Source organism: Pseudaestuariivita rosea, from assembly GCF_017592335.1.
In the GTDB taxonomy this organism is placed as follows: domain Bacteria; phylum Pseudomonadota; class Alphaproteobacteria; order Rhodobacterales; family Rhodobacteraceae; genus Parasulfitobacter; species Parasulfitobacter rosea.
The window spans coordinates 221,572-246,951 of sequence record NZ_JACNMP010000002.1; the positions used below are offsets into that span (position 1 = coordinate 221,572).

22 protein-coding genes, 1 tRNA gene and 3 pseudogenes are annotated in these 25,380 nt (G+C 56.1%); 15 read left to right on the plus strand and 11 right to left on the minus strand.

Translation table 11 applies throughout. From position 1 onward, the window contains the following. The first annotated feature begins 19 nt into the window (after window positions 1–19). The 6 genes and pseudogenes from H7848_RS02660 to istB all read left to right on the plus strand — a co-directional run bounded on the left by H7848_RS02660 (window position 20) and on the right by istB (window position 5,160). On the plus strand, window positions 20–619 hold the full coding sequence (locus H7848_RS02660) for an ATP-dependent Clp protease proteolytic subunit (protein WP_208347722.1): 600 nt from the start codon (window positions 20–22) through the stop codon (window positions 617–619). Window positions 620–1,399: 780 nt separating this feature from the next. After that, entirely contained in the window at window positions 1,400–1,516 is a 117-nt protein-coding gene (locus tag H7848_RS02665; protein ID WP_208347723.1) for a helix-turn-helix transcriptional regulator, read from the plus strand. A 43-nt stretch (window positions 1,517–1,559) separates the two neighbouring features. After that, window positions 1,560–2,375, plus strand: a complete 816-nt coding sequence (locus H7848_RS02670; protein WP_208347724.1) for a hypothetical protein — start codon at window positions 1,560–1,562, stop codon at window positions 2,373–2,375. Between the two features lie 92 nt (window positions 2,376–2,467). Beyond that, a pseudogene (gene tnpC, locus H7848_RS02675) lies at window positions 2,468–3,079 on the plus strand (IS66 family transposase); the annotation flags it as partial. A gap of 114 nt (window positions 3,080–3,193) precedes the next feature. After that, window positions 3,194–4,358: pseudogene (gene istA / locus H7848_RS02680) on the plus strand (IS21 family transposase); the annotation flags it as partial. Continuing rightward, a complete protein-coding gene (gene istB, locus H7848_RS02685) occupies window positions 4,348–5,160 on the plus strand; it encodes an IS21-like element helper ATPase IstB (RefSeq protein ID WP_208347725.1) in 813 nt (270 codons plus the stop codon). The pseudogene istA and the gene istB, both read left to right, overlap by 11 nt. On the opposite strand, the pseudogene H7848_RS19700 reads toward istB, so the two are convergent. Beyond that, a pseudogene (locus H7848_RS19700) lies at window positions 5,117–5,527 on the minus strand (helix-turn-helix domain-containing protein); the annotation flags it as partial. The gene istB and the pseudogene H7848_RS19700 sit on opposite strands and share 44 nt — an antisense overlap. Window positions 5,528–5,668: 141 nt before the next feature. Here H7848_RS19700 and H7848_RS02690 point away from each other — a divergent pair. Next, window positions 5,669–6,070 carry a prepilin peptidase gene (locus H7848_RS02690; protein ID WP_208347726.1) on the plus strand — a complete coding sequence of 134 codons (402 nt, stop codon included), beginning with the start codon at window positions 5,669–5,671 and terminating at the stop codon, window positions 6,068–6,070. A 388-nt stretch (window positions 6,071–6,458) separates the two neighbouring features. On the opposite strand, the gene H7848_RS02695 is transcribed toward H7848_RS02690, so the two are convergent. From H7848_RS02695 to H7848_RS02710, 4 genes are all read right to left on the minus strand, one after another. Next, window positions 6,459–6,534, minus strand: a tRNA-Thr gene (locus H7848_RS02695). 123 nt (window positions 6,535–6,657) lie between these two features. Beyond that, window positions 6,658–7,470, minus strand: coding sequence for a glycosyltransferase family 32 protein (locus H7848_RS02700; RefSeq protein WP_208347727.1), 813 nt, complete (start codon window positions 7,468–7,470; stop codon window positions 6,658–6,660). 78 nt (window positions 7,471–7,548) lie between these two features. Beyond that, window positions 7,549–8,814, minus strand: a complete 1,266-nt coding sequence (locus H7848_RS02705; protein WP_208347729.1) for an O-antigen ligase family protein — start codon at window positions 8,812–8,814, stop codon at window positions 7,549–7,551. 39 nt (window positions 8,815–8,853) lie between these two features. After that, a complete protein-coding gene (locus H7848_RS02710) occupies window positions 8,854–9,609 on the minus strand; it encodes a family 16 glycosylhydrolase (RefSeq protein WP_208347730.1) in 756 nt (251 codons plus the stop codon). Between the two features lie 349 nt (window positions 9,610–9,958). On the opposite strand from H7848_RS02710, the gene H7848_RS02715 reads away from it, so the two are divergent. Both H7848_RS02715 and H7848_RS02720 read left to right on the plus strand, forming a co-directional pair. Further along, window positions 9,959–11,257 (plus strand): glycosyltransferase family 2 protein, encoded by a 1,299-nt coding sequence (locus tag H7848_RS02715; protein WP_208347731.1) that lies wholly within the window; start codon window positions 9,959–9,961, stop codon window positions 11,255–11,257. Beyond that, window positions 11,250–12,233, plus strand: a complete 984-nt coding sequence (locus H7848_RS02720; RefSeq protein WP_208347732.1) for a glycosyltransferase — start codon at window positions 11,250–11,252, stop codon at window positions 12,231–12,233. The genes H7848_RS02715 and H7848_RS02720 overlap by 8 nt, the downstream gene beginning before the upstream one ends. Here H7848_RS02720 and H7848_RS02725 read toward each other — a convergent pair. Then, window positions 12,230–13,405 carry a nucleotidyltransferase family protein gene (locus H7848_RS02725; protein ID WP_208347733.1) on the minus strand — a complete coding sequence of 392 codons (1,176 nt, stop codon included), beginning with the start codon at window positions 13,403–13,405 and terminating at the stop codon, window positions 12,230–12,232. The genes H7848_RS02720 and H7848_RS02725 overlap by 4 nt on opposite strands. Before the next feature lie 274 nt (window positions 13,406–13,679). On the opposite strand from H7848_RS02725, the gene H7848_RS02730 reads away from it, so the two are divergent. The 6 genes from H7848_RS02730 to H7848_RS02755 all read left to right on the plus strand — a co-directional run bounded on the left by H7848_RS02730 (window position 13,680) and on the right by H7848_RS02755 (window position 19,149). Next, window positions 13,680–13,835, plus strand: coding sequence for a lasso RiPP family leader peptide-containing protein (locus H7848_RS02730; RefSeq protein WP_237072540.1), 156 nt, complete (start codon window positions 13,680–13,682; stop codon window positions 13,833–13,835). A 93-nt stretch (window positions 13,836–13,928) separates the two neighbouring features. After that, the gene (locus H7848_RS02735; protein WP_208347734.1) at window positions 13,929–14,207 is read left to right on the plus strand and encodes a PqqD family protein; all 279 of its coding nucleotides are present in this window, start codon (window positions 13,929–13,931) and stop codon (window positions 14,205–14,207) included. 1 nt (window position 14,208) lies between these two features. After that, the gene (locus tag H7848_RS02740) at window positions 14,209–14,631 is read left to right on the plus strand and encodes a lasso peptide biosynthesis B2 protein (protein WP_208347735.1); all 423 of its coding nucleotides are present in this window, start codon (window positions 14,209–14,211) and stop codon (window positions 14,629–14,631) included. Continuing rightward, on the plus strand, window positions 14,628–16,490 hold the full coding sequence (locus H7848_RS02745; RefSeq protein WP_208347737.1) for an asparagine synthase-related protein: 1,863 nt from the start codon (window positions 14,628–14,630) through the stop codon (window positions 16,488–16,490). Before H7848_RS02740 ends, H7848_RS02745 begins: the two co-directional genes overlap by 4 nt. After that, a complete protein-coding gene (locus H7848_RS02750; protein WP_208347739.1) occupies window positions 16,487–17,401 on the plus strand; it encodes a serine kinase in 915 nt (304 codons plus the stop codon). Before H7848_RS02745 ends, H7848_RS02750 begins: the two co-directional genes overlap by 4 nt. Beyond that, on the plus strand, window positions 17,398–19,149 hold the full coding sequence (locus H7848_RS02755) for an ABC transporter ATP-binding protein (protein WP_208347741.1): 1,752 nt from the start codon (window positions 17,398–17,400) through the stop codon (window positions 19,147–19,149). The genes H7848_RS02750 and H7848_RS02755 overlap by 4 nt, the downstream gene beginning before the upstream one ends. Here H7848_RS02755 and H7848_RS02760 read toward each other — a convergent pair. The 5 genes from H7848_RS02760 to H7848_RS02780 all read right to left on the minus strand — a co-directional run bounded on the left by H7848_RS02760 (window position 19,144) and on the right by H7848_RS02780 (window position 25,194). After that, a complete protein-coding gene (locus tag H7848_RS02760) occupies window positions 19,144–19,437 on the minus strand; it encodes a hypothetical protein (protein ID WP_208347743.1) in 294 nt (97 codons plus the stop codon). The genes H7848_RS02755 and H7848_RS02760 overlap by 6 nt on opposite strands. Window positions 19,438–19,621: 184 nt before the next feature. Beyond that, window positions 19,622–21,952 carry a polysaccharide biosynthesis tyrosine autokinase gene (locus tag H7848_RS02765; protein ID WP_208347745.1) on the minus strand — a complete coding sequence of 777 codons (2,331 nt, stop codon included), beginning with the start codon at window positions 21,950–21,952 and terminating at the stop codon, window positions 19,622–19,624. A 161-nt stretch (window positions 21,953–22,113) separates the two neighbouring features. Further along, window positions 22,114–23,031: a glycosyltransferase family 2 protein gene (locus H7848_RS02770; protein ID WP_208347747.1), complete on the minus strand. Its 918-nt coding sequence runs from the start codon at window positions 23,029–23,031 to the stop codon at window positions 22,114–22,116. Then, complete coding sequence (locus tag H7848_RS02775) at window positions 23,028–24,020, minus strand: glycosyltransferase family 2 protein (RefSeq protein WP_208347749.1); 993 nt, start codon at window positions 24,018–24,020, stop codon at window positions 23,028–23,030. The genes H7848_RS02770 and H7848_RS02775 overlap by 4 nt, the downstream gene beginning before the upstream one ends. A 7-nt stretch (window positions 24,021–24,027) precedes the next feature. After that, window positions 24,028–25,194, minus strand: a complete 1,167-nt coding sequence (locus tag H7848_RS02780) for a glycosyltransferase family protein (protein ID WP_208347751.1) — start codon at window positions 25,192–25,194, stop codon at window positions 24,028–24,030. Window positions 25,195–25,380: the final 186 nt, after the last annotated feature.

Sequence of the window (25,380 nt, forward strand, 5' to 3'; positions counted from 1 at the left end):
AATCATGGATGGGGCTGGCATGCGTACAACACTTCTTGACGATACAAATCATAAAGAACAACGCGACGGTGGCGGGCGGGTCGACACACTGTTTTTCAGATCGCGAAATGTCATCATCACGGGTGAGATTACGGATCAGGTTGCGCAAAAAGCGGTGACACATCTTTTGGCCTTGGCCGAAGACAGCGATGCGCCGATCAATCTGTTCATCAGCTCGCCCGGCGGTCACGTTGAGTCGGGCGATATGGTCCATGACATCATCAAGTTCATCCGCCCAACGGTGCGCACGATCGGCAGCGGATGGGTGGCCAGCGCCGGTGCGCTGATCTTCATCGGAGCCGAGCGTAAGTACCGGTTTTGCCTGCCAAATACCCGGTTTCTGCTGCACCAGCCCAGCGGTGGTGTCGGCGGTCAGGTGAGTGACATTCAGATACAGGCCGAGCAAATTCGCAAGATGTGCGACCGTTTCAATCATCTGTTTTCAGAGGCGACAGGACAGACCCCCGACCGTATAGCACAGGACACGGCCCGGGATTTCTGGCTGAATACGGATGAGGCATTGCGTTACGGATTGCTGGGGTCAGTCATTCAGAACGCTGATGATTTGCCGGGGGCGTAAGCGACTGTTATAATTTAGGAAAAATGCACTGGCCCCAAGTATTACGGGCACTTGGGTCGTAACATCGTGCCAAGGCCCAAAGGCATAACGCAACGTCATGAAAGTTAACCCGCCCTTCGGTGATGTTTTTGAATGTGCAATTTGCACATTTTCCGCAAAACCGCGTAATTCAGATGTGCAATTTACACATTTTTCGCGGGATTTGCGGCGACTTCCTGATTCCCACGGATTTTTCACGAAAACGCCTTGTGGATAACTTTCATGTCAACGCGCGTGGGTGGGTCAGAGTTCGGTAACACTCTGCCCGAATTAATCATTTTCCGAGGCCATTAACGCATCATAAATCGCACCGTACGGTGCCAAACTTCGCAAGTTTACAAAAATCGAAGCGAAAAGTTTGCAAAGTTTGCAGCGTTAAGGTTTGGGTAAGGAAAGTGAGAGGTCCGGTTTGAGCCAGACGCAAAGCTTTTGGGCGTCGCCGCTAAGGTCGTCATCTGAAGCCCGTAGTACCCGTAGCGCGTGTTGTCGGCGATGAAGTCTTCGGGTGACCAAGAAAACTCTCCACACCAACAGGCAAAATGAGCCAAAAGACAGAATAAACCCCAGATAAAACCCAATCCGGCTTTTATCAGTTCTTGCAGTATTATGTTCCCTCTTTGCTCTCACATCTTTCTCCTGCTGTCCCTGACGTGCGGGCATATGCGCAGTCGGTAACGGGTCCCATTTCTGGCCCGAAACCTCTCGCTGCCGACATGTCGATACACGAAAAAGGAGACCAGGATGGTTGAGAAACACTACCGGCGCCTTGAGGTCGAGGAAATCACAGGCCTGAGCCGCACCACAATTTACAAGATGATGAGCCGCGGCGAGTTTCCCCGTCCAGTGCGCCTATCATAGCGATCTGCCGAATTACATCGTTGGGAAAGCGAACAGTGTTGTTGTGACGGGGCAGGGGGGTGCTGGCCCCGGTGGCTCCTATCGCAATCGCGTTGCCACCTTCGAAACCAGCACTGGTAATATGCTGCAGCTAAGCTCGCTTTTGGCCGACGGTAGTGCCGCCGTCACCGATATGTCCTATGACAGTTTTGGCAACCTGATCAATGTGACCGGGCCTGCCAATGCCACGGGTCAGCGCTATGCATTGGACTATGTCTTCGATCCGGAAGTGACGACATATGTCACCAGTATCACCGACAGCTTCGGCTATACGTCCGCGGCCGCCTATGATGTGCGCTTTGGGGAGCTTCTCAGCACAACGGACCTGAACGGTCAGCCCATGACCTATACGCTGGATGATGTGGGGCGGATCGTGACGGTGACAGGTCCATATCAAGCTGGCACCGGCTTCGACACGATCACATTCGCCTATAATCCCTTGCTGGACGTTCCTGGCGATGATCAATACCCGGATGTGGGTGTCAGTTGGGCGCTGACGCAGCATATCGATGTTTATCGCAATATCGCGGATCCGATTGAGACGGCACTGTTCATTGATGGCTTAGGCCGTGTCCTGCAAACCAAGAAAGATGCAGCCATCTATGATGCCGGGACCGTCACTGACAAAATGGTTGCATCCGGTCGGATCACGTTTGATTTCCTCGGGCGGCAGACGGAGCAATACTACCCGGTCGAAGAGGCTTTGGGCAGTCAGGGACTCTTTAATGCCACTTACGATACCATCGCGCCCACTCTGACCGATTACGATATCCTTGATCGACCCGTGCAGGTCACGATCCCGGATGGAACAAGCACGTAGATGGTCTATGACTTTGGAGCTGACCGGAGCGGTGCTCAGCAGTTCCGTACGCTCTTTATCGATGCCGAAGGTAATCGGCGCGAAACCTTCGCGGATGTGCAGGCTATACCCGCTTGCTCAAACGCCCGATGCAGGATGTGACACTGGCCTATTGTTGAGCGCACGCACGGCGTAAACTGCATGACGTCACCCAATCCAGCGCGGCTCCAATGGCGCAGGAGGGTCTGGCCCAAATCCAGGCGCTTTACCGCATCGAAAAAGATTTGCGCGGCCTGCCCGCCGATCAACGGCACGCTGCTCCACAGGACCGCTCAAAACCCATCGTCGACGCCTTCGAGATTTGGCTCGCCCGAAGCCGCACCCGCGTCTCGGCCAAATCACCGACAGGGGAGGCCCTGAAATACATCGCCAAATACTGGGACGGGCTCATCCTGTTCCTCGACGACGGTCGCATTGAACTCGACAACAACTCCGTCGAACGCACCATACGACCCATTGCCCTGAACCGCAAAAACGCGCTCTTCGCTGGACATGATACAGGCGCTCACAACTGGGCCGTCATCGCGTCCCTGATCGAGACCTGCAAGCTCAACGCGATCGAGCCTCAGGGCTATCTATCAGGTGTCCTAACCGCCATTGCCAACGGCCACAAGCAGACGGACATCAAAGAACTGCTGCCTTGGAACTACATCAAACCCGTGTGACCAGCGCACCGTTTATGCTGAAGTCGGAGTTGCCGTTCAAGGATGACATCCTTAAGGTACTCCGATGCTTCAAGGGTACGCAAAGCCGATGGAAGGTCGGTCTCATCTTCGGGTTTCCAGTTCGATTGGAGCGAAGACTGGGCCAGTATCGGTGGCGAGCGGGTCAAACTTCAGGTCGCCCATATCAAGCTGTCACACAGCCGGGCGTTTCTGGTGCGGGCCTACCCGCTGCAAACGCACGAGATGCTGTTCGACGCTCAATGGCATGCGTTCCGCGTCTTCGGCGGCGTACCCGGTCGCGGGATCTATGACAATATGAAGACCGCCGTTGATCGTGTTGGCAAAGGCAAGCAGCGGGACGTCAATGCCCGCTTCAAATCCATGGCCAGCCACTATGTCTTTGAACCAGAGTTCTGCAACCCGGCCGCAGGCTGGGAGAAGGGACAGGTCGAGAAGAACGTGCAGGATGCGCGCAACCGCCTGTGGCAGATCATGCCGGTCTTCACCGATCTGGCCGAGCTGAACCAATGGCTGGAAGATCGCTGTATCGCTTTGTGGGCCGAGACAAAACACCGGGACCTGCCCGGCACGATCGCTGATGTGTGGGAAGCCGAGAGGCCCATGCTCATGGCATTGCCCCCAGCCTTTGACGGAACACAGCAAGAGGGTGTCGCCCACATGCCTGATCACCTTCGAGCGCAATCGCTACAGCGTGCCTGCCAGCTTTGCCAATCGCCGTGTCAGTTTGCATGTCTACCCTGAACGGCTGGTCGTCGTGGCGGAAGGCCAAGCTATTTGCGCCCATGACCGCATCATCGAGCGGTCGCACCACAAGCCAGGCAGGGTGATCTATGATTGGCGGCACTATCTGGCGCTCGCCATTTTCCTCGGACCGATGGCGGACAAGGGCTCGCTCCAGCGCAAACCCGGTGCCCTGCGTAATGGTGCGCCATTTGCCGAGATGCCCGACGCCTTCCGCCGCGTGCAGGATCATGTGTTACGCAAGGAACGCGGGGACCGCGAGATGGTGGATATCCTGTCTCTGGTTCTGCACCACGATGAAGACGCCGTTCTATGTGCCGTGGAATTGGCGCTGGACGCAGGCGTGCCCACCAAGACACATGTCCTGAACCTCCTGCACAGGTTGATCGACAAAAAGCAAACTGAACATCCAGAGGTCGATCCGCCAGAGGCCTTAGCTTTGGATACGGCACCAAAGGCCAATGTCGACCGCTATGATGATCTGAGACAGACCGGGGAGAAGCGCCATGCGTCATGATCCAGCAGGCGCCTCGATCGTGATTATGCTCCGCAGCCTGAAACTGCATGGAATGGCGCAAGCCGTTGATGATCTCGTGGCCCAAGGTGCACCAGCCTTCGAGACCGCAATGCCGATGTTGTCCCAACTTCTCAAGGCAGAAATGACCGAGCGGGAAGTGCGGTCAATCGCCTACCAAACCAAGGTGGCGCGCTTCCCGTCCTATAAAGACCTGGCAGGCTTTGACTTCAAATCCAGTGAAATCAACGAAGCCTCCGTCAAGCAACTGCATCGTGGCGCCTTCATGGAAAGCGCCGAAAACGTCGTGCTGATCGGCGGCCCAGGCACGGGCAAAAGCCACATTGCGACAGCCCTCAGCGTTCAGGCCATAGAGCATCACAGATGCAAGGTGCGGGCCTACTCGACGGTGGAACTCGTTAATGCCCTGGAGCAGGAAAAGGCGATCGGAAAGGCCGGCAAATTGGCCGAGATGCTGACCAAGATCGATTTGGTCATTCTCGATGAGCTTGGCTATCTGCCGTTCAGTTCGTCCGGTGGCGCACTGCTCTTCCATCTCCTGAGCAAACTCTATGAGCGCACCAGCCTCGTCATCACCACCAACCTCAGCTTCTCGGAATGGGCTCAGGTCTTCGGCGATGCAAAGATGACCACCGCGCTCCTCGATCGGCTCACACACCGCTGCCACATTCTGGAAACCGGCAACGACAGCTACCGCTACAAAGCCAGCTCAGAAGCCGCAAAGAAAAAAGAAAGGAGACAACGACATTGCCTTCCTGGGCGGCGCGGGCTTCCAGAGCCTTGAGGCGCTTCTTCATGGTCTCCAGATCGTTGCGCAGCCAGATCGACCTGACGCCGGACGAGGACACCATGATGCCCTTCTGCTGCAACGCCCAACTGGCGCGTTTCTGGCCCAAGGCAGGGTTCTCAATCGCCAGCTCAATCACGGCGCGTTCCACATGCTCTGGCACGCGGTTCTTGAGGATGGGTTTCTTGCGGCTGAGATCCATCAGCGCCTCTTCGCCGCCCTGATCGTAAAGCTCCTTGAACCGGTAGAAGCTGTCCCGTGAATACCCCATCACATTGCAGGCCTGCGAAACAGACCCGAGCTGCTTGGCCAATTCCAGCAGCCCGAGCTTCGGCTTGATGATCTTCTCTTGAATGCTTGTCATTGATCGACACTCCTTCTTGCGCTCCATAAGAGCAGAAATGTCAGATCAAGTCGTGTGCTTTGCACGTTATCCCTGTCTGGGTGTTCGGCTGGCCTTATCCGCGGATTTTATCACTGTTTTTATTGGCATTGCTGATCTATCTTGCAGATTTTTGATCTGCGCCATTTGCGTTTACCTGATCATGCAACGCTGCTCCTTGCTTTGCTTGGACTTCTGACAACCTGGCAGTTCTGGCCATCCTTGCTGACTATGCATCTTGTTTCCGGGATTGTTACAGGCGGCATCTTATGGCTGTTGTCCACCGTATGGTGGCGTATCAGCCATACAGAGGCATTAGGCTTGGGTGACGTGAAATTCGGCGCTGCGGCCGCCATCTGGGTTGGGCCTGCAATCAGCTTGGTGATCATATTAGCTGCGGGCAGTGCACTACTCATAGCTCTTGTGAAAACCAGCATGAACAGAGCTGATTTACGCAAACCTCTAGCGTTTGGCCCATTCCTATGCGTCGCACTTTGGTCCGTGTGGTGCTGGTTTGCAGCTTAAAGGATCGGGTTATGGCTGCGTATTTAGGCGTGCACAAAGGAATCATTCTCTACCAAAAGCAGTATGCTGCAGAGTTTAGAGGTTCGGCCATTTCTCAGCAAAAATAATTCAGTTGTGTGAGAGAGTTTCTAGTTATGCCGATCTTATGTATCATATCCAGAGGTGGCATCCTTTACGCATCAAACATCAACCTAAGCTAACATAATGACAATCCATCCCAGCTTCGGTCGCTATTTGCCGTATATATCCTCCGTCTTCCTACACACAGCAGAAGGCCACATCAGTGAGAAGGACCGCTGGAATCAGCGAGTATCAATGTTTTCAGATAGGGCTATAAAGTATAAAACTTATATAAGTTATTGTTTTTTATATATTATAATATATTTTTTGGTGCCGCATGAGGGACTTGAACCCCCGACCCATCGCTTACGAAGCGATTGCTCTACCGGCTGAGCTAATGCGGCGATGTGCCCCGTGTTTTGGGCGTTGCCGTTATTTATCGAAATGAAATCTGTTGGGCAATGTCATATCGATAAAAATGCGCAGGATTGTTACGCGGTTCAACGGCACCGACCGCCATTACGCATTCAATTCCCCAACGCGGCTGCGGGGTCTATCCCGACCTCTTTGCACATCCGATCGGCGTAAGAATTTTCTAACGGCGGGTGCTTGCGCCACCAGGGTTTTGTGCCATTGGTGTACAGATGCACCGACACGGTCTGATCGGTAAAGTGCCCCTCGACCCGGCCATGGGGGTCGTAAAAGACGTCGTTCAATTGAAATGGAACGGGGTAGAGCACATCCGGCGTCATCGCCTTTTCAAAATCACCGGTCTGCTTGGCGAAATGGGTAAAGGCCTGGGGGCCAAAAGCGGTCCGTTCAGTTTTATAAATCCGCACAGGATGGGACAGTTTACTGTTTTGTTCATCCATCTTCTTTCGCTGGCGGCGGCCCCACCAGGCGGGATAATCGGGCAGGTTGTCGTAGTAATCCAGAAGCTGATCCATCAACTCGCACTGTTGCGGCAGGCCGACAACGCCACAGTTCAACGCCCCGCGCATTCCGTGCCCGGCAAAGATATATTCCCATTCATCGGGGAAGGGCTTGTGACAGAACGCATCGCAATCCACCCAGATTGCGCCGGTTTTTCGGATCATCTGATAGCGAAAGACATTCGACAGGAATGATGCTGAGGTCTGGCTGACGATGTCCATGTCGATATCCATAACCTCGGTCGCGGGGCGAATATCAACGCCTTCAGGCGCATTGGTCACATTGTCCGTGCAATATAGCGTCACCGGATGCCCGTGTCGCAGGTGTGATTTCAGGCAAAGCTGGTTGAGGTAGTGCAGATGCTCACCTATCCAGAGGGATGCGACGGGGCGCCGGGTTTGTACCACGTTGGGGGCCTCATGTGTTGTGATCTGAGCAGGATTGCCTGGCGGCGTTCATTCCACAAAACAGCGTGCAAATCAAAACTATTGTGATGTTTGTGCGCCCGGACCAAGCGCCTGGCGGGTGCGGGCCCTGCGCAATTCATGCAATGCACGCACGCCGTAAATATATCCACAGATCAGCATGATGCTGGTGACCGAAAAATGGGTAAAGGCCGGAACCTCGACCGCGCCTGTGACAGCTTTGACGAAGATGAAACTGGCGAAAAAAGCCGCCTCGGCGGTGGCGGCACGCAGTGCCCAGATCATACATAGAACCAGCCCACCCAGCAATATCCACATCTGGATACCCGCACCGATCACACCACCTTCGACCCAGGCTGCAATCAGCATGTTGTGAAAGTTGAAGCCGTTGCGTTCCTCAATCCCGAACATCGCCCAAAGATGTTCGGCCGAGTTATGCCCCTGTACCCAAAACGCCTGATATCCCACTCCGAATATCGGGTTTTCGCGAATATACTGCAGCCCGACGGCCCAGATATCGGTACGCCCGGTCAGGGTTGTGTCCTTTCCGGTTTCTTCAAGCACGAAGCCCGCGATCGTATCTTGCAGGGCGATGGCGGCGATCACACCCAGGATCAGGATCAACCCCGTCGCTGTCAGGATCACGAACTTGGCGCCCGCCGAAAAGCGATACAGGATCAACAGAAGTGGTATCAGAACCAGCCCGGGGATGGTCAAAAGGGTCTGACCGACCGATTGTGCCCCGACCAGCAGTCTTAGTCCTAAAAGCAGGGCCAAGACCCCCACAACGCGCAGCCAGCGCGCCGCGCGGCGGTCCATCGCGACGGCCAGGGCCACGATCACAAAGGTCGACATGGCGCCACCGAATGCGTTCTTGCTGCCAAAGATCCCCAAAAGCGCGCCATCAAAACGTGTTTTGCCGATGGCGACACTCAGCAATGCCGCCAAACCGAAACCGGCAAAAACGACATACATCATACGCCGCGGTCCCAGGCGATGGGCCATCACAATAGCGATGGCGACCGTCACGCCAAGCTGCAGCGCATGGCGAAATGTCACACCTGGATAAAGGGACCAGGCCATGCTGATACCGGCATAGATCGGCAAAAGCAGCACGGCCCAGTGTGTCATCCAGGCATTATAGCTTTGGCGCGGCCACAAAAAGATCATGGCCATGCCAGACAGAAGAAAGACCAACACGGCCAGCCGACCCACCATCGGAACCAGCAGCAGCGGGGCCAGAACACCAAAGCTTAGCAGGGTGACCGGGCAAACATCATAGATCCGTTGCGGTCTATGTTGATATGTCTGCCCAAGTGACGCCATGGCCCATCCTGACTTTGCTTTGGTTTGCTACATCGCAGTTTAATCGCCCCCGCGCAATTTGCACATCACACTTTCTTCGAACTGACATCGGTCGCTCAGACGGGTGTAGGCGATCCAGTCGATTTTCATGATCGCAGGGTGGCGCAGATCGTTGAACTGACCCATCCACTCGACCAGTGTTTCAGTACCCCAGTGGCTGGCGAAAATCTTCTGCGGTTCAACGGGCAAGTTGTTTCCACGCGTCTGATGCACCAGAGTGCCGTTGATGTACCAGCGGATCTTGTGCGGTGTCCAAAGAATGGAATAGACGTGATAGGCCTGATCGGTCGAGGGCGATATGGGCACTTTGGTTCCGTTCTTGGGCTGACCGTTCACATAGGTGTTGAATTCCACCATACCGGTGTCTTTGGTCAGGATCTCGACGTCAATCTCATCCCAACGCGCGCCCTGACTTGGGCCGATATAGGTAAAGAACGCAGCGTTCAGGCCCGACCCAGTGTCTGTTTGAATGCGCGCTTCATACAGGCCATATCCATACCGCTGTCTTGTGCTGATCTCGGCGCATTCATAGTCAAGTTTGCCGTTGGACGCAGGGGCGTATTGCAGATGCAGTTTGCCATTGGCGATCTTCACGCGATCGCGGTTCCAAAGGCAGTTCTGGTATTCGCCGTTGCGCCATCCGTCCGAGATGTACCAATGGCTTTCATCAAGCGTGTTGAAGTCTTCCTTGAACGATTTGCCCAATCCATCGGCCTGAACCGACAGTGCGCCAAGCGCCAGTGAAAGAGTCGCCACGACCCACCCCCTGACATGGTTTTTCACAGTAAACATAGTCACCTCATACATTGCTGGAACAACGTGCCTAAGCACATGGGTCTTATTTGGGGCGTCATCGATTCCGTCAAAAGTGACATAGGGTAAACTGTTTCATATTCGGCATAAAACTTCCGACGTGGTGCAAATTTTATGCAATCTCGCATCAATGCCATCATCTTGCCGGTAAATAGCCGCAGAAAATTAACGTTTGATCAGCGATTGGCTGCTGCACCTGCAGTGTGGCCCTTGCATTGTTGCCTTGATCAGTGGTCATGTGCAGTGCATTTCGATATCATTTGTATTTCGCGGACGCAGGGTAAGGCAACGCATGATCGGCGCAACCAGACAGACCGTCACCGGCCAGGTCCCGCAGGTTTCGGTGATCATGGCAAACTATAATGGTGCGTCCTTTATCGAGGCGTCGATCCAATCCGCTTTGCAGCAAACCATCCAGAATATCGAGGTGATCGTGGCCGATGATGCCTCGACCGACCGCAGTATCAGCATCGTCAAAGGGATGTCCGACAGCCGGATACGCCTTTTGCCAGCTATTCAGAACGGCGGGCCAGGCGCTGCGCGCAACAGGGCCATCAAGGCCGCGCGGGGCAAATGGCTGGCGATTGTGGATTCGGACGATCTGATGCACCCCCACCGGCTGGAACGGCTGATTGGGTATGCCGAAAAACTGGGTGTTGATGCGGTTGCCGACGATCAGATTTGCTTTTCCGACGAAACAGGTGCCGAAGAGCAGTCTTTGTTCGGTATGCTTTTGCCCGATCCGATCCGATCGATCACGCCCGCCTTGATGGCGCAAAGCAGCAGTCAGGGTCCGGCAGTGACCAGCCTTGGTTTTATGAAGCCGGTGTTGCGCTGCGACAGTTTGCAACATCAGTATCGGACCGATATCCGGATCGGCGAAGACTTCGATCTTTACATGAGATATCTGGCTGATGATGCCAGGGCCGTTTTGATCGATGAACCGCTTTACTTCTATCGCCGCCATACCGGATCAATTTCGCACCGCTGGTCGACGGACCACATAAAAACGATGATCCGCTGTAACGATGACCTTTTGGCTGCGGATCTTGATCTAGATGCCGATGCCATACAGGCGCTGCATGCCCGCACAGCCCGGCTAATGCGCGCTTTGCGGTTTGAGGATCTGGTCCATGCCATAAAAACGCGCAACGTGTCCGCCGCCGGGCAGCTTCTGCTGAAACATCCCGTGCTTTTCGCGAACCTGACCCGGGCCATGAAGTCCAGATTGAACCGCAGTCGGACGCTATCGACTGAAAAACCGGCGCCAAAGAAGAAACATCTGCTGGCCTTGCCGCAGGGGGATATCCCGGAATACACGCCCGTCGATCCGCAAAAAAATCGTGAGCCCTGGCCCCTGATCCAAAGTCTGGCCAATACGACCATTGATCCGGGCGGTCAGATCACTGCGATCGGCCCCAGTGGTGTTTACGCTTTGGGATACATTCTGCAGCGGCCAGACACTATCGACATCATTCCAGACGGCCCTTGGCCGGATGCTATTCGCAGGCAGATGGCGGTTGCCGGACACCATCCGCCTGATGACACCCCCACCAAAACCGAAGATACAGCAGAGCCGCTTCATGTCTGAACAGATCAAACCGCTGGTTCATATTCGGACCCCGACCTATAAACGCCCCGTGGCACTGAAACGCTGCCTTCAGTCCCTGATTGACCAGACCTGGGATCACTGGGTTTGCGACGTCTACGACGATGACCCCGAACAATCCGCAGCCACGGTGGTGCAGGACCTGGGGGATGACCGCATCCGCTATACCCCGAACCAGCCACAGAAATTTGCGTCGAAAAACATCGACGGATGCTTTAGCCGCGCCAACCCGCATGGGGCGCAATATTTCTGCTCGGTCGAGGATGACAATCTGATCCTGCCGCGCTTTATCGAAGACAACATCAGGATTTGCAGGGAATATGGGGTTGAGCTGGTCTTTCGCAATCAGCTGATCGAACACGACAGCGGAACGGAAAAGGCGCGGTTCAGCGATCAGGGCATTCTGGAAGAAAAATTTCGCGAAGGTGTTTATGACCCCGATCTGTTTCGCCTTTCCATCCTGGCCGATATCGGCGTGTCGAACGGCGGCATGTTCTGGTCTGACAACGCAAAGACCGATCTGGAAATCGGTGTGAACTGTACGGCCACCTTGCAGGAATACATGCGCACCTATGCGATCTGTGAACCGATTTATGTCGCGCTTGAACCCTTGGCCGTCTGGGCTGAAAACGGCGAACAGACGACACGCGATCTGGGCAATGCGGCCTCCTACCTGCGGCGGGAACTGGATCTAAAACGGGCGATCCAGAAACTGCAACGCAAGGCGTGGCAGCGGGGGGGCAAACCCGATCCACAGCATTTTATCAGCACCGATGAGTTTGCCTTTGATCCCAGTTTGCGCGCCACAGGTTTGGTCAAGGGGCTGATTTCTTTTAAAACGGGTCCCGCCCTGGGCCTGCGGCGCAAGCTTGAACTGATCGCGCGAGGGCTGTTGATACAGGTCGTCGGGCGCACCGAACCGGATCTGGACCGGTTTATCCTGCAAAGGGGTGACTAGGCCGTCTTGGCCTGAGCGGCCGCGCGTCTGGCCTCGATCAAGCCGGCGGTTTTCAGACAAAGGGCCGATGCGGCGGCCCATCCGGCCTCAGATGTGTATCTGACGGGCGATTTGCCGCAAAGCCGCCACAGCACTTCGCGCCGCCTGGGCCAGCCGGTTTTGACGACCCAGGGCGTTTGCACCATGGACAACATTTGACCTGTATCAATTTCTGGCAGTGGGTCAGGCAGATCAAGCCCCCGGATCGGATCGAAAACACTGCGGCGCATCTGATCGGCAAAGGCCAATACAGGCAGCAATCCCTGGTGGTCTGCTGCCTGCATCAATCGTGTCGCCTGGCTGGGGGTCTGTGCGACCAGTGCAGCGTGCAGGTCGCAAATATTGCCGACGCAGGGTTCGTGATTGAAAAAGGCCTTTACCACACCAATTGCCGTCAAAAGCGTCAGATAGGTCATCGACAAAACCGGTATCGGCCCTTCCGGCTGCTTTGCCATTACGGTATTCGCCAGAAACTCATTCAAATGCAGGGGCGCTGGGGATCCGGCCTGCTGCACACGGTGATGGATATCAACGACGGTGAGCTGATCCTCATGTGTCAGGTGTCTTTCGCCCAGAAAGGTGTCTGTCCAATGATTGATCGGGGTGTCGGGGGATTTAAAGCCCGCGTCAGTCAACAGCCGAATGGATCGACCATAATCCTGTGACGCCACCAGAAGATCAACGTCACCCGATGGTTTCTGATAGGCGGTTCCGTAAAGCGCCAACTGCTGCATGGGACCTTTCAGAAAAACATGCGGCACAGCGGCCGCTCGCATAAGGTGCGAAATGCCATGGCTGTGGCGCAGGCTGCGGTTGTTCATGGTGACAGTTCGGAAACGATAAAGCGCCACATCATCAGTGATGTCTGACACATTTATGCCATGTTTGCGCAGCGTATCATCAACCAGCAGAGTAGTCTTATTCAACCGGCTGATTTCATAAAGCGATTTTGGATCGATTCCATCAATACTAAGACAAGTGTTCGACACAACCGTGAAAAAGCGTCGCATGATCACGCGATGAATTGCGCTTTCTGCCGCTATTTGCCTGCTTTCAATATTCGCAATCGTATTTTTGTTGAAAACCAAACCACTTACTCCGATGCGCGGCTTTTGACGCGCAGGTACAGCCATTCTGCGCGAATCTCCGCCTGAATGTGATGTATCAGATTTGAAATGTGCGGAAATGGAAAATTTGAATGATTAAAAAATATGCAAATAAGGCAAAATAAGGCAATTTTACGCTGATATCGCCGTAATTAATCTGCCGCAGATTAGTTTTCCACAGACATTTTTTGGGAAACAATCATGAATCGTTGACTTTGACGCAAGGGAAGCCAATCCGTTAAAGGCGCGTCAAAGAAATGACGTGCGTCACTAAATGTTTTAACGTGTAAGGAGTTTAAACATGGTGCAAATGAAAGCTGATAAGCGCGACTACGAAGCGCCGAAGCTTGTCGCACATGGGTCGATCGAAAAGATCACCCACGGTGGGTCTCACGGTGGTGTCACCGACGCCAACTTCACCCGTGGGACACCGATCGACGATATTACTTTTTCATAAAGTGATTTAGTCGGACGTATAGATCCACATATTAAAACAGCGGGGCGCGGTGCCGTCCGCGCCCCGCGGTCTGTATAGAGTCAAGGTGTTCTTATGGATATTGATACAAAGACTTTTTATAAAATTTCTTCGTCGGCGATGGGGTGCGAGCTACAGGATGGCTGGGCCATTCTGGATATGAATACAAACCAGTATTTCAGCTTGAACCCCGTCGGTCGCACGGTTTGGCAGACCCTCACCGATGGCGCTGACTTTGACCAGATCTGCAAGGCGGTTCAGGATGACTTTAACGTCGACGCCGATACCTGCCGCAACGACATCAAACAGCTGCTGGATGACCTGGAACGTCAAAAGCTGATCGAGGTCCGGTAGGATGGACCGGCGCGTGAAAGCCGGTTGGTACAAGGTGAAACAACTGTCCGAGTGTTTTTTCACCCTGCTTTGGGTGCGCGCGCTTTTGTTCACCGGCCGCTTCGAACGGGTTCGGTCCCACATTGCGCGGCACGAAACCAACGGCCCGCCCGAGCTTTGGCAGCAGCGTATGGTCGCCTGGGGTATTCCGAAAATGGCGCGCTTTGTACCCGGTGCGACCTGTCTGACCCAGGCCATGGCAGGTCAATACATGCTGGCGCGCCGCGGTTGCGAGACCATCTTGAGATTGTCCATTGATGGCACTCAGGGGGATGACTTGCGCCCGCATGCCTGGCTGATGTCAGGCCACGTGATCGTGCTGGGCGGTAAGTCCGATATGTACCATGCACATCGTCAATTGATCGATTTCAAGGTGCGGGGATGAGCGGCTTTCTGGCCATATACAACCCGAAGGGTGCCCCTGTCGCTGCGCCCAGGCTGACCGAACTTGCCGCCGGATTGGACCATCGCGCTGTCGATGGCCGTAATATGACAATCGATGGGCCGGTGGGGTTGGCGCATTTATGGTTCAACACGACCGATCAGACGGGGCCGGGGCCTTATGAGCTTGGCGATCCACATCTGCTGCTGACGCTGGACGCGCGACTGGATGATCCTTTTGATCTGGCGCGAAAGCTGGGCGTCACGACCGCCGATGACGCAACCCTGATCCTGCTGTCCTATCGCAAGTGGGGGGCTGACTGTGTGCATCACCTGCGCGGCGATTTTGCCTTTGTGATATGGGATAAATCCGCCCAACAGCTTTTTTGCGCCCGTGATCCGTTCGGGGTCAAACCGTTTTTCTACACTTCTCAGGATGACCAATTCATAGCGGCCAGTGAACCCGGCCCGATCCTGTCTGCCATGGGGGGCCTGCACCCCGATCAAAACTTCATCGCTGATTTTCTGGTGGGCCATCTAAGCGATGATGCTCGGACAGGCTTTGCCGATGTGACCCGCCTGCCGCCTGCACATACGCTTACTGTAACAAAGGGCTGCGCAAAGCTGTCGCGCTATTGGGCGCTTCGGCAAACCGAACTTCAGATCGATGACGCCTCCGAACAATTGCGTCAGCTGTTGGATCAGTCGGTGAAACGACGGATGAAGGGGCGCGACGTTGGCGCCATGCTCAGCGGCGGGCTGGATTCGTCATCAATCGCATGCCTTGCGCAGCGGTATCGCTCGGATCTGCCCGTATTTTCGTTGATCTTCAACGATCCCGATCTGGACGAACGCCCGTATATCCAGCAAACGCTCGATCAATATGCGGTCCGGCCGCATATGGTCCAGCCAGGGCAGGGTGGGGCCTTTGCCGGGGGGGGGCGTCTTTTGGGCGAACAGGCTTATCCCTTTCTGGCGCCGGGGCATGTGACCTCACGCCCGATCTACGCTGCTGCGCGCCGGTCTGGTGTTCGGGTCTTGCTGGACGGCCACGGCGGGGATGAGGTCATCGGCCACGGCTTCGAACGCCTGTCTGAGCTGGCCCGCGCCGGACATTGGCGAAAGCTGTGGGTTGAGGCCGCAGGCACCGCCGGGCTCGATGGTCTCAGCCCCTGGGCCGTCTTTTCAAGCGCCCTGATGACGCACACCCCGTTGTCGCGCGTCAGCGGATGGACCAGCCGTTTCCGCAGAACCACCGCCGCTGTTCCCGCCTGGCGTCGCCTGTTGCGGCAGGATTTCACCCATGACAATGGCATCATCGACCGCCTGCAAGCCCGGCAAAAGGCCATCGGGTCCACGCCCTTTGACCGCTATCGCGCCACCCTGCAGGACCCGCTGATCCCCCACGCGTTTGAGGTACTGAACACCTGCGCCGCGACCCACGGCGTTGAAACGCGGTTCCCTTTCTTTGATCTGGACCTGGTGGAATTCTGCGCCAGCCTGCCAGCTTCGGACCGGTTGAACAACGGCTGGACCCGGTGGGTGTTGCGTCAGGCGATGACAGATATCCTGCCCCAAGCCGTGCAATGGCGCCGGTCCAAGACGGATTTTACGGCCCATATGCTGCGTCAGATGCTGGATCAGGATGGCGATATCCTGCGCGATATCGTGTTTTCTGACTGCACGCTGTTTAACTATGTCGAGGCCACGGCGCTGCGTCAGACCTATGACCGCGTGACCCGGAACCGCCACAAGGCGGACCGCAACGACATCTTCGGTCTGTGGCGCGCCACCTGGGTCGGGCTATGGTTGCGGCAGCTTGAAAGCCAAGCCGCAACGCCCAAACGACAGGTGCCCGCATGACCCGGATCTATCGCGCCTTTGGTTTGACCCTATCGTCCGACATCTTTCTGCCCGAACTCGTCCCGTCGCCCCAAGGCGCCATCGACCTGACCATTCGCCGCGGACCCGTCGCGGCAGATCACCTGACGGGTCAAAATTTTGCACAGGATTTTGGGGACGATCACGCGGTGCTTTACTGGAAAACCGTCGGGGCCTTCCATATCGATGCCCAAGGCAATATCACCGTCGATGCCTTTCCTAACCTGTCCGACGATCTGATCGCCTTTCCGCTTTTGGGCCCTGTGATGGCCATCGCGCTGCAATACCGCGGGGCCTTCGTGCTGCATGCCGGAGCTGTTTCTATCAATGATCAGGCCGTCGTCTTTATGGGGGACAAGATGGCGGGCAAATCGACAACCACAGCGGCCTTTGTCCGTGCCGGTCACAAGATGCTGTCCGACGATCTGGCGCCGATCCGGTTCGACACCGCAGGCCAGCCCGTGATCGCGCCCGCCTTTGCGCAGGTCAAACTTTCGGACGACGCGCGCCAAGCCATCGCCTTGTCAGATGCTGTCGCACGACCGGACGTGCACGAGGTGATCGAGAAAAAGCGCCAGCTGCTGTCGTCGGCCTTTGAAAACCGCACAATGCCGCTGGCCGCGCTTTATGTGCTGGAACGCGGAACCCAGGCCCAGATCACAACGCTTCAGGGCCAGAATGCCCTGGCCATGCTGCTGCGCTTTGCCTATGCGCCGCGGTTCGGCACAGATTTCTTGTCGGGCCCGGTTGCAAAGCGTCATTTTGAAATGGCCGCCAGTCTGGCGCGGCAAGTGCCGGTTTGCATCCTGCAGGTCCCGACAGGTCTGGATAAACTGCACCAGGTGGTCGATCTGTTACAGACGCGGGTACCGAAACGGGGGCAGGTGGCATGACTGGCACAACCGGTCAGATCATATCCTTTTCCCGCTACGTCCGGCAGGGGGGCGGGCGCCGCTGGTGGATCGCGCTGACCCTATTGTGCCTGGGCCAGCTGACCGAAGGTATATCGCTTTTGCTGCTTCTGCCGATCGTCGGCATGACCGTGGGTCAGGCGCTGGTGCTGGATCTGGGGCAGTTTCAGATCGCGGGTTGGACGCTGCCGGATGTTCAGATCAGTCTGGCGGTTTTGCTGATGTGCCTTGTCGGGCTGATCACGCTGCAGGCCTTATTCAATCGCTATAAATCGGTCTACCTTGGCACGCTGATAGCCGATTTTTCCAATCGTGTCCAAAGTGACCTGTTCCGCCGCATTGGCGACAGCGACTGGAACGCCTTCGTGCGGCTGCGCGCATCAGATCTGGATCATGCCATGACGGATCAGGTGCAGCGGGTTCAGGCCGCCGGTTTTGCCTTGCTCAGCATTCTGCAAACCATCGTGATGCTGGTGATCTATGCGGGCATCTGCCTGATCGTATCGGTCCCGATGACGCTGTTTTCGCTTGGGTTCGGCATTCTGGCCTTTGTCCTGCTGTATCCCTTTCGCCGTCAGGCCACTCTGTTCGGCCAACAGATCATCGCCAATCGCAAGGCGCAGTATCGCACCGTGGCCGAGTTGCTGGGCGCCTTGAAGCTGGCCAAATCGATGAACCTGGAACAGCAGTACTACGATCAGATGGATCAGGTGTTGCACAAGGGGCGCGGCGACGGCGTGCGTTATATCCGCCGCAGCACTTTGGGCACCGCGCTTTTGCAGATCGCGACGGCAGCCTGTGCGGCCGGGTTTGTCTATGTCGCGCTGGCCGTGCTGCAGGTGCCTTTCGCGGAACTTGTTGTGCTGATCCTGGTTCTTTTACGCGTCGCGCCGCGCTTTCTGAACCTGCAAATGCAGGCGCAACAGGTGCTGACGAACATCGGCGCCTTTACCGCGCTGCAACAGTTGAAATCCGACCTGAAGCCAACCGCGACACGCCCCGATCCTGATCTGCCAGCCGTGCCGCGCCCGCAGGAAAGCATCGCGTTGCGTGATATCACCTTCGGGTATGACGACCGGCCGACGCTTGCCGATATAACACTGACCCTGCCGGTCGGGTCAATCACATCGCTGATCGGGCCTTCGGGTGCGGGCAAAAGCACGGCCGCGGATATCTTCATGGGGCTTTTGCGCCCCACAACGGGCCATCTGGCGCTGGACGACACGCCCCTGACCGACGCGCATATCAAAAGCTGGCGCGATCAGATCGCCTATGTCCCGCAAGACACATTTTTGTTCAACGACACAGTGCGGTTCAATGTCGCCCTGGGCCGCCCGCACGCGACGGACGCTGAAATATGGCACGCGCTTGACCGCGCGCAGGCCAGGGGATTCGTGCAAGACCTGCCAAAGGGGCTTGATACCGAAATCGGTGACCGCGGTGCCCTGCTGTCAGGGGGGGAACGGCAGCGGCTTGCCCTGGCGCGGGCGCTTTTGCGCAACCCGGCGTTCCTGATTTTGGACGAAGCCACCAGCGCGCTCGACCCGCAAAATCAGATGATCATTGGCGCCACGATCAAGGCATTGCGCGGCGAAACAACCGTGCTGATCATCGCACATCAGATTTCGCTGGCACGCATCGCTGACCAGATGTTTGTGCTGGAAGACGGCGTGGTCCGCCGCGTTGAAAAACCCGAAGATGGGTCCGGATTAAGGAGTGTAAATCTATGAAACTTTAGTATTTTCCGAATTTCTGGCCGGGCCGGGAACCATTGTCGAAGGTCTGCGTTTTGGTTTTGCTTCGACCGACGTGCCGAACATCGACCACAGGATAATCAAGGCTAGATATCCAAACTGAAGGGCGACCAAAGTAATCAGGACCCGCGCCGTGACCACACCGACCGTGGCACCCGAGGATATGGACCATGCGCCAACGGCAATCACGCTGATAGCGAGTAAAAGCAAAAACGCCGTGATCCGCATTTCTCCGTACTCCTCCCTGGTCTCATTATGTGTCATATGGCCCTCGGTTTTTTGTTATACCATCTGCGCCACGACTGAGATGTCGTCGACGTTATGCAACATTCTGCCATCAGGCAAGGACATTGCCATGGTCAGACCTTGACTTTTCTGGGTCATTTGTTGGGCAGCTGTGATAATTTTAGCCGTTCAGACCAGTATTTCAGCAGATGATTAAAGCTTGCTAGGCTTTATGATAGTTCGCGTAGGTCGAAATATAGGCCTCGCCCGTATCTGAGGACACATAGCTTGGCAGCTGCTCCATATCGACTTTGTTCAACACCACGCCCAGGCTTTTCTGCCGAATCTTCGGATTCAGCCGCAACTGCTGACGCAAAACGGCGCGCGGGGTCTGCCCCCAGGCGGCCACCAGCAGGAATTTATGCACAAAGGGCTCAATGACTTTCGCGTCCACCACAGGGCTTAGCGGGGGCAGATCGATGATCACATAGCTGTATTTCTTCTGCGCGTCTGTCAGCAGTGTCGTCATCCGTTTCGACGTCAGCAATTCGGTATAATGAGACAGCCGTTCATTGGTGAAACAGGGTATGATATGCAGTTTTTCAACGTCATGGCCCAGTGTCACCTGATCGACCGTGGCATCACCGATCAGATAGCTTAGCAGCCCCTTTTCGGACGGAATTTTCAGCCCGCGCGTCAGGCCGGGGTTGCGGATATCACCGTCAATCAACAACGTCTTGTGCCCCGACATCGCCAGCAGCAGCGCCAGGTTTGATGATACCGTCGATTTACCCTCGCCCGGCAGGGCCGAGGTCACGCCAAGCACCTTGCAACCACTGGTGTCATCACCCGACACCCCAAGCGCAAAGCGGATATTGCGCAGCGTTTCGGCAAAGGCCGACCGGGGTTCTTCCAGCACACGCGATGCCATTTTGAAGGTCAGGGACGGCGGTGGAGCCTTTTTCAGGCTACGTCGCCGAAACATCTGCTTCAGCCCATCGAAACGGCCACGTTTTTGTGCGGGCAGGGGAAGATAGCCCAAAAAGTTCTGCTCGACCTCATCCTCAATCTCGTCGCCGGTGCGGAAAAACCGTTCACGGAATTCGCGCATAGCCACAATGCCCAACCCCAGCAAAAGGCCCAGAACAAGGCTGCTCATCAAAACGCTGGACTTGCGTGGCGCGGCCACATCGCGCGGCGGCACGGCATCGGCTAGAATGCGGGCATTGATGCGGGGTGCGTTTTTCTGTTGCAGAAGGGCCTCATAGCGACTGCGCAGGTTTTCATAGCTGACCGACTGGGCCTCGGCATTCTTTTCCATGTTGATCAGTTCGACCTGCGCCTGCGACGCGGCATTCGTCTGGGACGTCGCCTGATCCACACTGTTGCGAATGGCATCGACGCGGGCCTGTTCGATGGCGGCCTGCGCGCTGACCTCATTGAAAATCCGGGCCAGTTCCTGGCGCAGTACATCAGACATTTCAGCCTGTTGTCGGGTCAATATCTGCGCCTGTGGATGATCTGCCCCGAACTGTTCGATAACATCGTCCAAACGGTTTGAGATATTCAGATACCGTTCTTCCAACTCGGCTAGACGATTATCATCAGTGGTGTTGACCACAGCGCGGGGGTCGATCACGCCTTCATTCGCCTGTTCAATTAGGTTTTCATAACGGTTGGCCAGGGCCATGGCGCGCGCGGCATCGGCCTCGGCCAGGTTCAGCTGTGTATTCAACTGATCCAGACGCTGTTCGCTGACCAACTGCCCCTGTGTGGCAGTCAGGTTGTTAGCTGATCGAAATCGTTCCACAGCCAGCGCGGCCTGTTGCGAACTGACCGCCAGTTCCGCCAATTGATCCTGCATCCAGCTGATGGTGCGCTCGGTTGCTTCCAGGTTGGCGTTCAACTGATCATCCAGATAGGCCTGCGCAAAGGCGTTAGCGACATTGGCCGCCAGATTGGGGTCGTGCGACACATATCCGACGCTTAGAACATAACTCTGCCCAACCCGCCCGATGCGGATCGATTTGCGCAGATGTTGCGTGATCTTGTCGCTGACAAAGGCCTGTCTTTGAGCGTCGGAAAACTCGATCACAGGGCCCGAGGACGCCCGATCGGGGATCATCGCCCCAATCATCGACCGCAATCCGCCAATCGTTGATCCGATCGCTGAACTGGGCGGGTTCAGAAAAACCTGATCTTCATAAAGCGCCAGATCCGCAACGACCTGCCGCGCAATCGGGGCCGAGCGCATGATATGAATTTCGTTCTGAATGCCGGCATCATCGCGGATATCACCATCGCTGACGGCGGCCTGCTGGATGACCTCGTTCAGGCGATTGTTCACCAGAACCTGCGCTTCGGCGTAGTAAATCGGGGGGGTTGTCGCGATATAGAAAATACCCGCAAAGATACCCAGAATTGCGCAAAGTCCGATGACCTTTTTTTGCCGTTTAAGCCGGATCAGCAGGCGTTCAAAACTGATCGGCTCGGCCGCATCGCCGGGCTGGATCACGTTCGCACTTTCATTAAAGCGAAGGCCAATGCGGGTCATCTGTTCGGTCCACTCATCCTTGGCATGGGCAGATATGCCACTCTGGGTGCTATAGGTACAATTTTACATAGCAAAGGGGCAGAGGCCCCCCAACTTCAACGGGCATATCGCCGGATTTCCGCGCAGGTCTTGCGCATTTGCACAATTATTATGCGTCATCATCAATTCGCAGTCGTATCACTTAGCCCATAGGGCACAACGGTCTTCCCACCCAGCATCGCGCCTAGAACGCCAATATGCAACATCCCTCTGAGATACCACGCATTTTTCCGATGCGCGATGGGGTACATCAGCAACGCCCCAGCCATGCAAAAGCCCGCCTTGGCGACAGACAGAGCCATCGCCTTGATCCGTCCGGACAGTGGTCGGTCCATGTAATAGACTGCCGCCTGCGTTTGCCCCATCCGTCTGCGCCGTTCAGCCAGCCAGGACAATTGCGCACGATGTTCGGGCACGACCTCGGTCACCAGCGCTTGCGCCGCATAGGCAAACGCCACACCGCGATCAAAAAGCGTGCTGAAGAAATCGGTGTCTTCACCACCGGTGCGGCCCTTGTTCAGATCAAACCTCAGCCCGTCAAAGGCAGCTTGGCCGCGATCCAGCAGCACGTTGCAGGTATAACCGGTTTTGATCTGGCCTTTGACCCAGACAGGGCGCGTGTTATGGAATGCCCCCCGCTTCATCCAGCCCGGCGCACTGTCCAGATAAGTGGCATCGACCGGGCCCAGCACGACCCCTGCGCCCGTGTCGCGATGGGTCTGCACCAGATGCACCAGCCAATCGCGCGTCACGACCTCGTCATCATCGATGAACGCCATCAGCGGCGCGTCGCTTTGGTCCAGTGCACCATTCCGCGCGATCGAGATATTACCAGCGGGCCGATGCAGATACACCACCGCAAAGGGCGCCGTTTCGGCATAGCTCTGTACCGCAGCTTTTGCCGTCGGTTCCGTATCATTATCCACGACGATCACGCGGACCTCATGCCCCTCGGGCACCTGCAAGGCATTCAGACTGGCCAGAGCATCCACCATATGCGGGCGGCGAAAGGTGCACATGCAGATATCGATCAGGGTCATTGCGCGCCCACCGTCTGCACAGGGTCACAACCCGTCGCCGTTTGCAGCAACCGCCACCAGAAGCCCGCCGACCAGGCCGCATGCATCACCGCCGCCGACACACCCGTCAGGATCAGCGCCGCCGATACATGTTGCACCGCAATGTAAACCCCGCCCAAAAGGCACGCCACCAGCCAGATCAGGGCGGGCAGGGCGGCTAGCATAGTGATCGGCGTCAACACCATCAGCAAAAGGCACGGCACCACCATCACCACGATCAACTGCCGGGCCTGGGGCTTCATGCGATGTTTCAACATCGTCCGTGCCCGTCCCTTGCCATAGTTGAAATACTGCCGCGCCAGGGCATCCATGCTTTTGCGCGGAAAATAGGTGACGAATGTCTTGTTCGTCAGCCAGATCTGATGCCCCGCCTGAACCAGACGCCAGTCCAGCTCGGCGTCCTCGTTATGGCTGAAACGTTCATCATACCCGCCCACCTGGCGAAACGCGGCGATCTGCATCAGCGCGTGATGACCATGAACCACATAGTCCCCCGTCGGACACGCACGATGCTTTGACCCGCCGGTCCCCAGGGGCGAATTTTGCACCGCGGCGTTGGCCCCCTGAACCAGGCCCGCGCCTTCGGCGACCATGCCAACAACGACACTGGCCGCACCCGTTGCCTTGGCCTCTTCCAGCAAAATGGCGCAGTAATCTTCGGGATAGGCGCTATGGGCATCGATGCGGATCAGCACATCATGATCAGCGCCAAACCGGTCCACGGCCAGATTGATGCCCGCACTTTGAATGCGCTTGGGGTTGTCCAACAGGATGATCTGTTCATGCTGTTCGGCCATCCCCGCCACAACATCCCGCGTGCCATCGGTGCTGCCGCCGTCGGCCACGACAATCTGCCCGCCGTTTTGCGTAACAAAGGGCAAAAGCTGCTGCAAAAGCGGCTTGATATGCGCGATTTCGTTCAGACAGGGAATAACGATCAACGCGCGCATCGGGTTTTTAACCGTGTTGTTCGGCCAGTATCTGTGCCGAATGTTGGGCGTGATCCGGGATCAGACTGTACAGTTTGTCCACCAGATCCAATGAGTCTTCGTGCTGAATAGTCCAGGCGCTGCGATGTTGCGATGCAACAGCGGAACGGACTGCCAGCACATCCTGTTCGGACATTTCCAGCAGCGCATCCCCAATGGTATCGGGGTGAAGATCGCCAACCACAATGCCCATATCTCGCGCTTCGACAAACCGGGCGACTTCGGTGCCCGCCCTTACGATGGGCACCGCGCCATGGGCACAGCCTTCGTAAAGCCGGTTCGGCAGTAACCAATCTGAGTTCTCGCCTTGCTGGTATAGATCGATCAGCCATGAAAACCGGACCTGCCCGTAAATCTCGGCCAAATCATCGGGATATCGATAAGGGCCGCCAAAACTCAGATAGTGATTGTCGGCAATCACATCGTCGAAATCGGGCATGACATCATAAGCAGGCTTGCCCCGCAGACTGACTTTTATGCGCCCGTTCGCGTCGCGCGTCATCTGATCCAGCAAATGCAGCGATGCCTGACAGCGCAGAATACCGAACCATCCGATCCGGATGGTATCATCCTGAATCCCGACACTGCGGTTGCTTGCAGGCGTATATAGCATCTTGTTTTCGATCACCATCGTTTCGGGCGCATTCTGGCCATAGGGTTCGAAATAGTTGCGGACAAACCCAGGCGAACTGGTGATCAGCAGGGCCGTCCGCCGCATCAACTGCCGTTCGATGCCCCGCAGTATTGCACCGATCGGGTTTTTGCGCAGCATCAGCGCGTGGATATCCAGACATTCATAGACAATCGGTACTTTGCGCACCTTCAAGACGCGCCGTACCTTGGGTGCAAGCGCCAGCATTTCAAGATTACGGGCAATGATCACATCGGGTTTGGGTGTCCCTTTCAGCAAATCCCGCAGGCTGATATAGCTTTGACACACAGCCCCGATCCGCTGACGAAACCCGCCATTGAAGGTCAGCCCGAAACACCGCATCGTGCGTGCAGGCCCTTTGATCGCGGGTTCCTTGCGGGAAAACCCCGCCAAGTGTACTTCGGCCCCACCAACTGAAAGCATTTCAACCCGACGCCAAATGGCGTCGTCCGACAAATCATGTGCAAGATAGAGTATACGCAAGAAAACTCACCATAAAGTATCGACAAAACTATGTTCTGCCGTGTTGCTACCGCAGCCGTGCATAAAGATAAATGCGACGGATGTCTTATTTCCATTTCTCTGCTTTGTCCTTCGCGCAATCTATTGCCGGTTGAAGACATATAGTCGCCTATATCCGCCGATTTTGCCTGTTCGTTGGGCAGACTG

Coding starts and splice junctions, on each gene's coding strand:
- istB (WP_208347725.1), top strand. CDS start 4,348: ATGCGTCATGATCCAGCAGGCGCCTCGATCGTGATTATGCTCCGCAGC.
- H7848_RS02745 (WP_208347737.1), top strand. CDS start 14,628: ATGAGCGGCTTTCTGGCCATATACAACCCGAAGGGTGCCCCTGTCGCT.
- H7848_RS02765 (WP_208347745.1), bottom strand. CDS start 21,952: ATGACCCGCATTGGCCTTCGCTTTAATGAAAGTGCGAACGTGATCCAG.
- H7848_RS02665 (WP_208347723.1), top strand. CDS start 1,400: ATGGTTGAGAAACACTACCGGCGCCTTGAGGTCGAGGAAATCACAGGC.
- H7848_RS02755 (WP_208347741.1), top strand. CDS start 17,398: ATGACTGGCACAACCGGTCAGATCATATCCTTTTCCCGCTACGTCCGG.
- H7848_RS02775 (WP_208347749.1), bottom strand. CDS start 24,020: ATGCGCGCGTTGATCGTTATTCCCTGTCTGAACGAAATCGCGCATATC.
- H7848_RS02705 (WP_208347729.1), bottom strand. CDS start 8,814: ATGGCGTCACTTGGGCAGACATATCAACATAGACCGCAACGGATCTAT.
- H7848_RS02715 (WP_208347731.1), top strand. CDS start 9,959: ATGATCGGCGCAACCAGACAGACCGTCACCGGCCAGGTCCCGCAGGTT.
- H7848_RS02725 (WP_208347733.1), bottom strand. CDS start 13,405: ATGGCTGTACCTGCGCGTCAAAAGCCGCGCATCGGAGTAAGTGGTTTG.
- H7848_RS02660 (WP_208347722.1), top strand. CDS start 20: ATGCGTACAACACTTCTTGACGATACAAATCATAAAGAACAACGCGAC.
- H7848_RS02730 (WP_237072540.1), top strand. CDS start 13,680: ATGGTGCAAATGAAAGCTGATAAGCGCGACTACGAAGCGCCGAAGCTT.
- H7848_RS02720 (WP_208347732.1), top strand. CDS start 11,250: ATGTCTGAACAGATCAAACCGCTGGTTCATATTCGGACCCCGACCTAT.
- H7848_RS02770 (WP_208347747.1), bottom strand. CDS start 23,031: ATGACCCTGATCGATATCTGCATGTGCACCTTTCGCCGCCCGCATATG.
- H7848_RS02735 (WP_208347734.1), top strand. CDS start 13,929: ATGGATATTGATACAAAGACTTTTTATAAAATTTCTTCGTCGGCGATG.
- H7848_RS02750 (WP_208347739.1), top strand. CDS start 16,487: ATGACCCGGATCTATCGCGCCTTTGGTTTGACCCTATCGTCCGACATC.
- H7848_RS02740 (WP_208347735.1), top strand. CDS start 14,209: ATGGACCGGCGCGTGAAAGCCGGTTGGTACAAGGTGAAACAACTGTCC.
- H7848_RS02760 (WP_208347743.1), bottom strand. CDS start 19,437: ATGACACATAATGAGACCAGGGAGGAGTACGGAGAAATGCGGATCACG.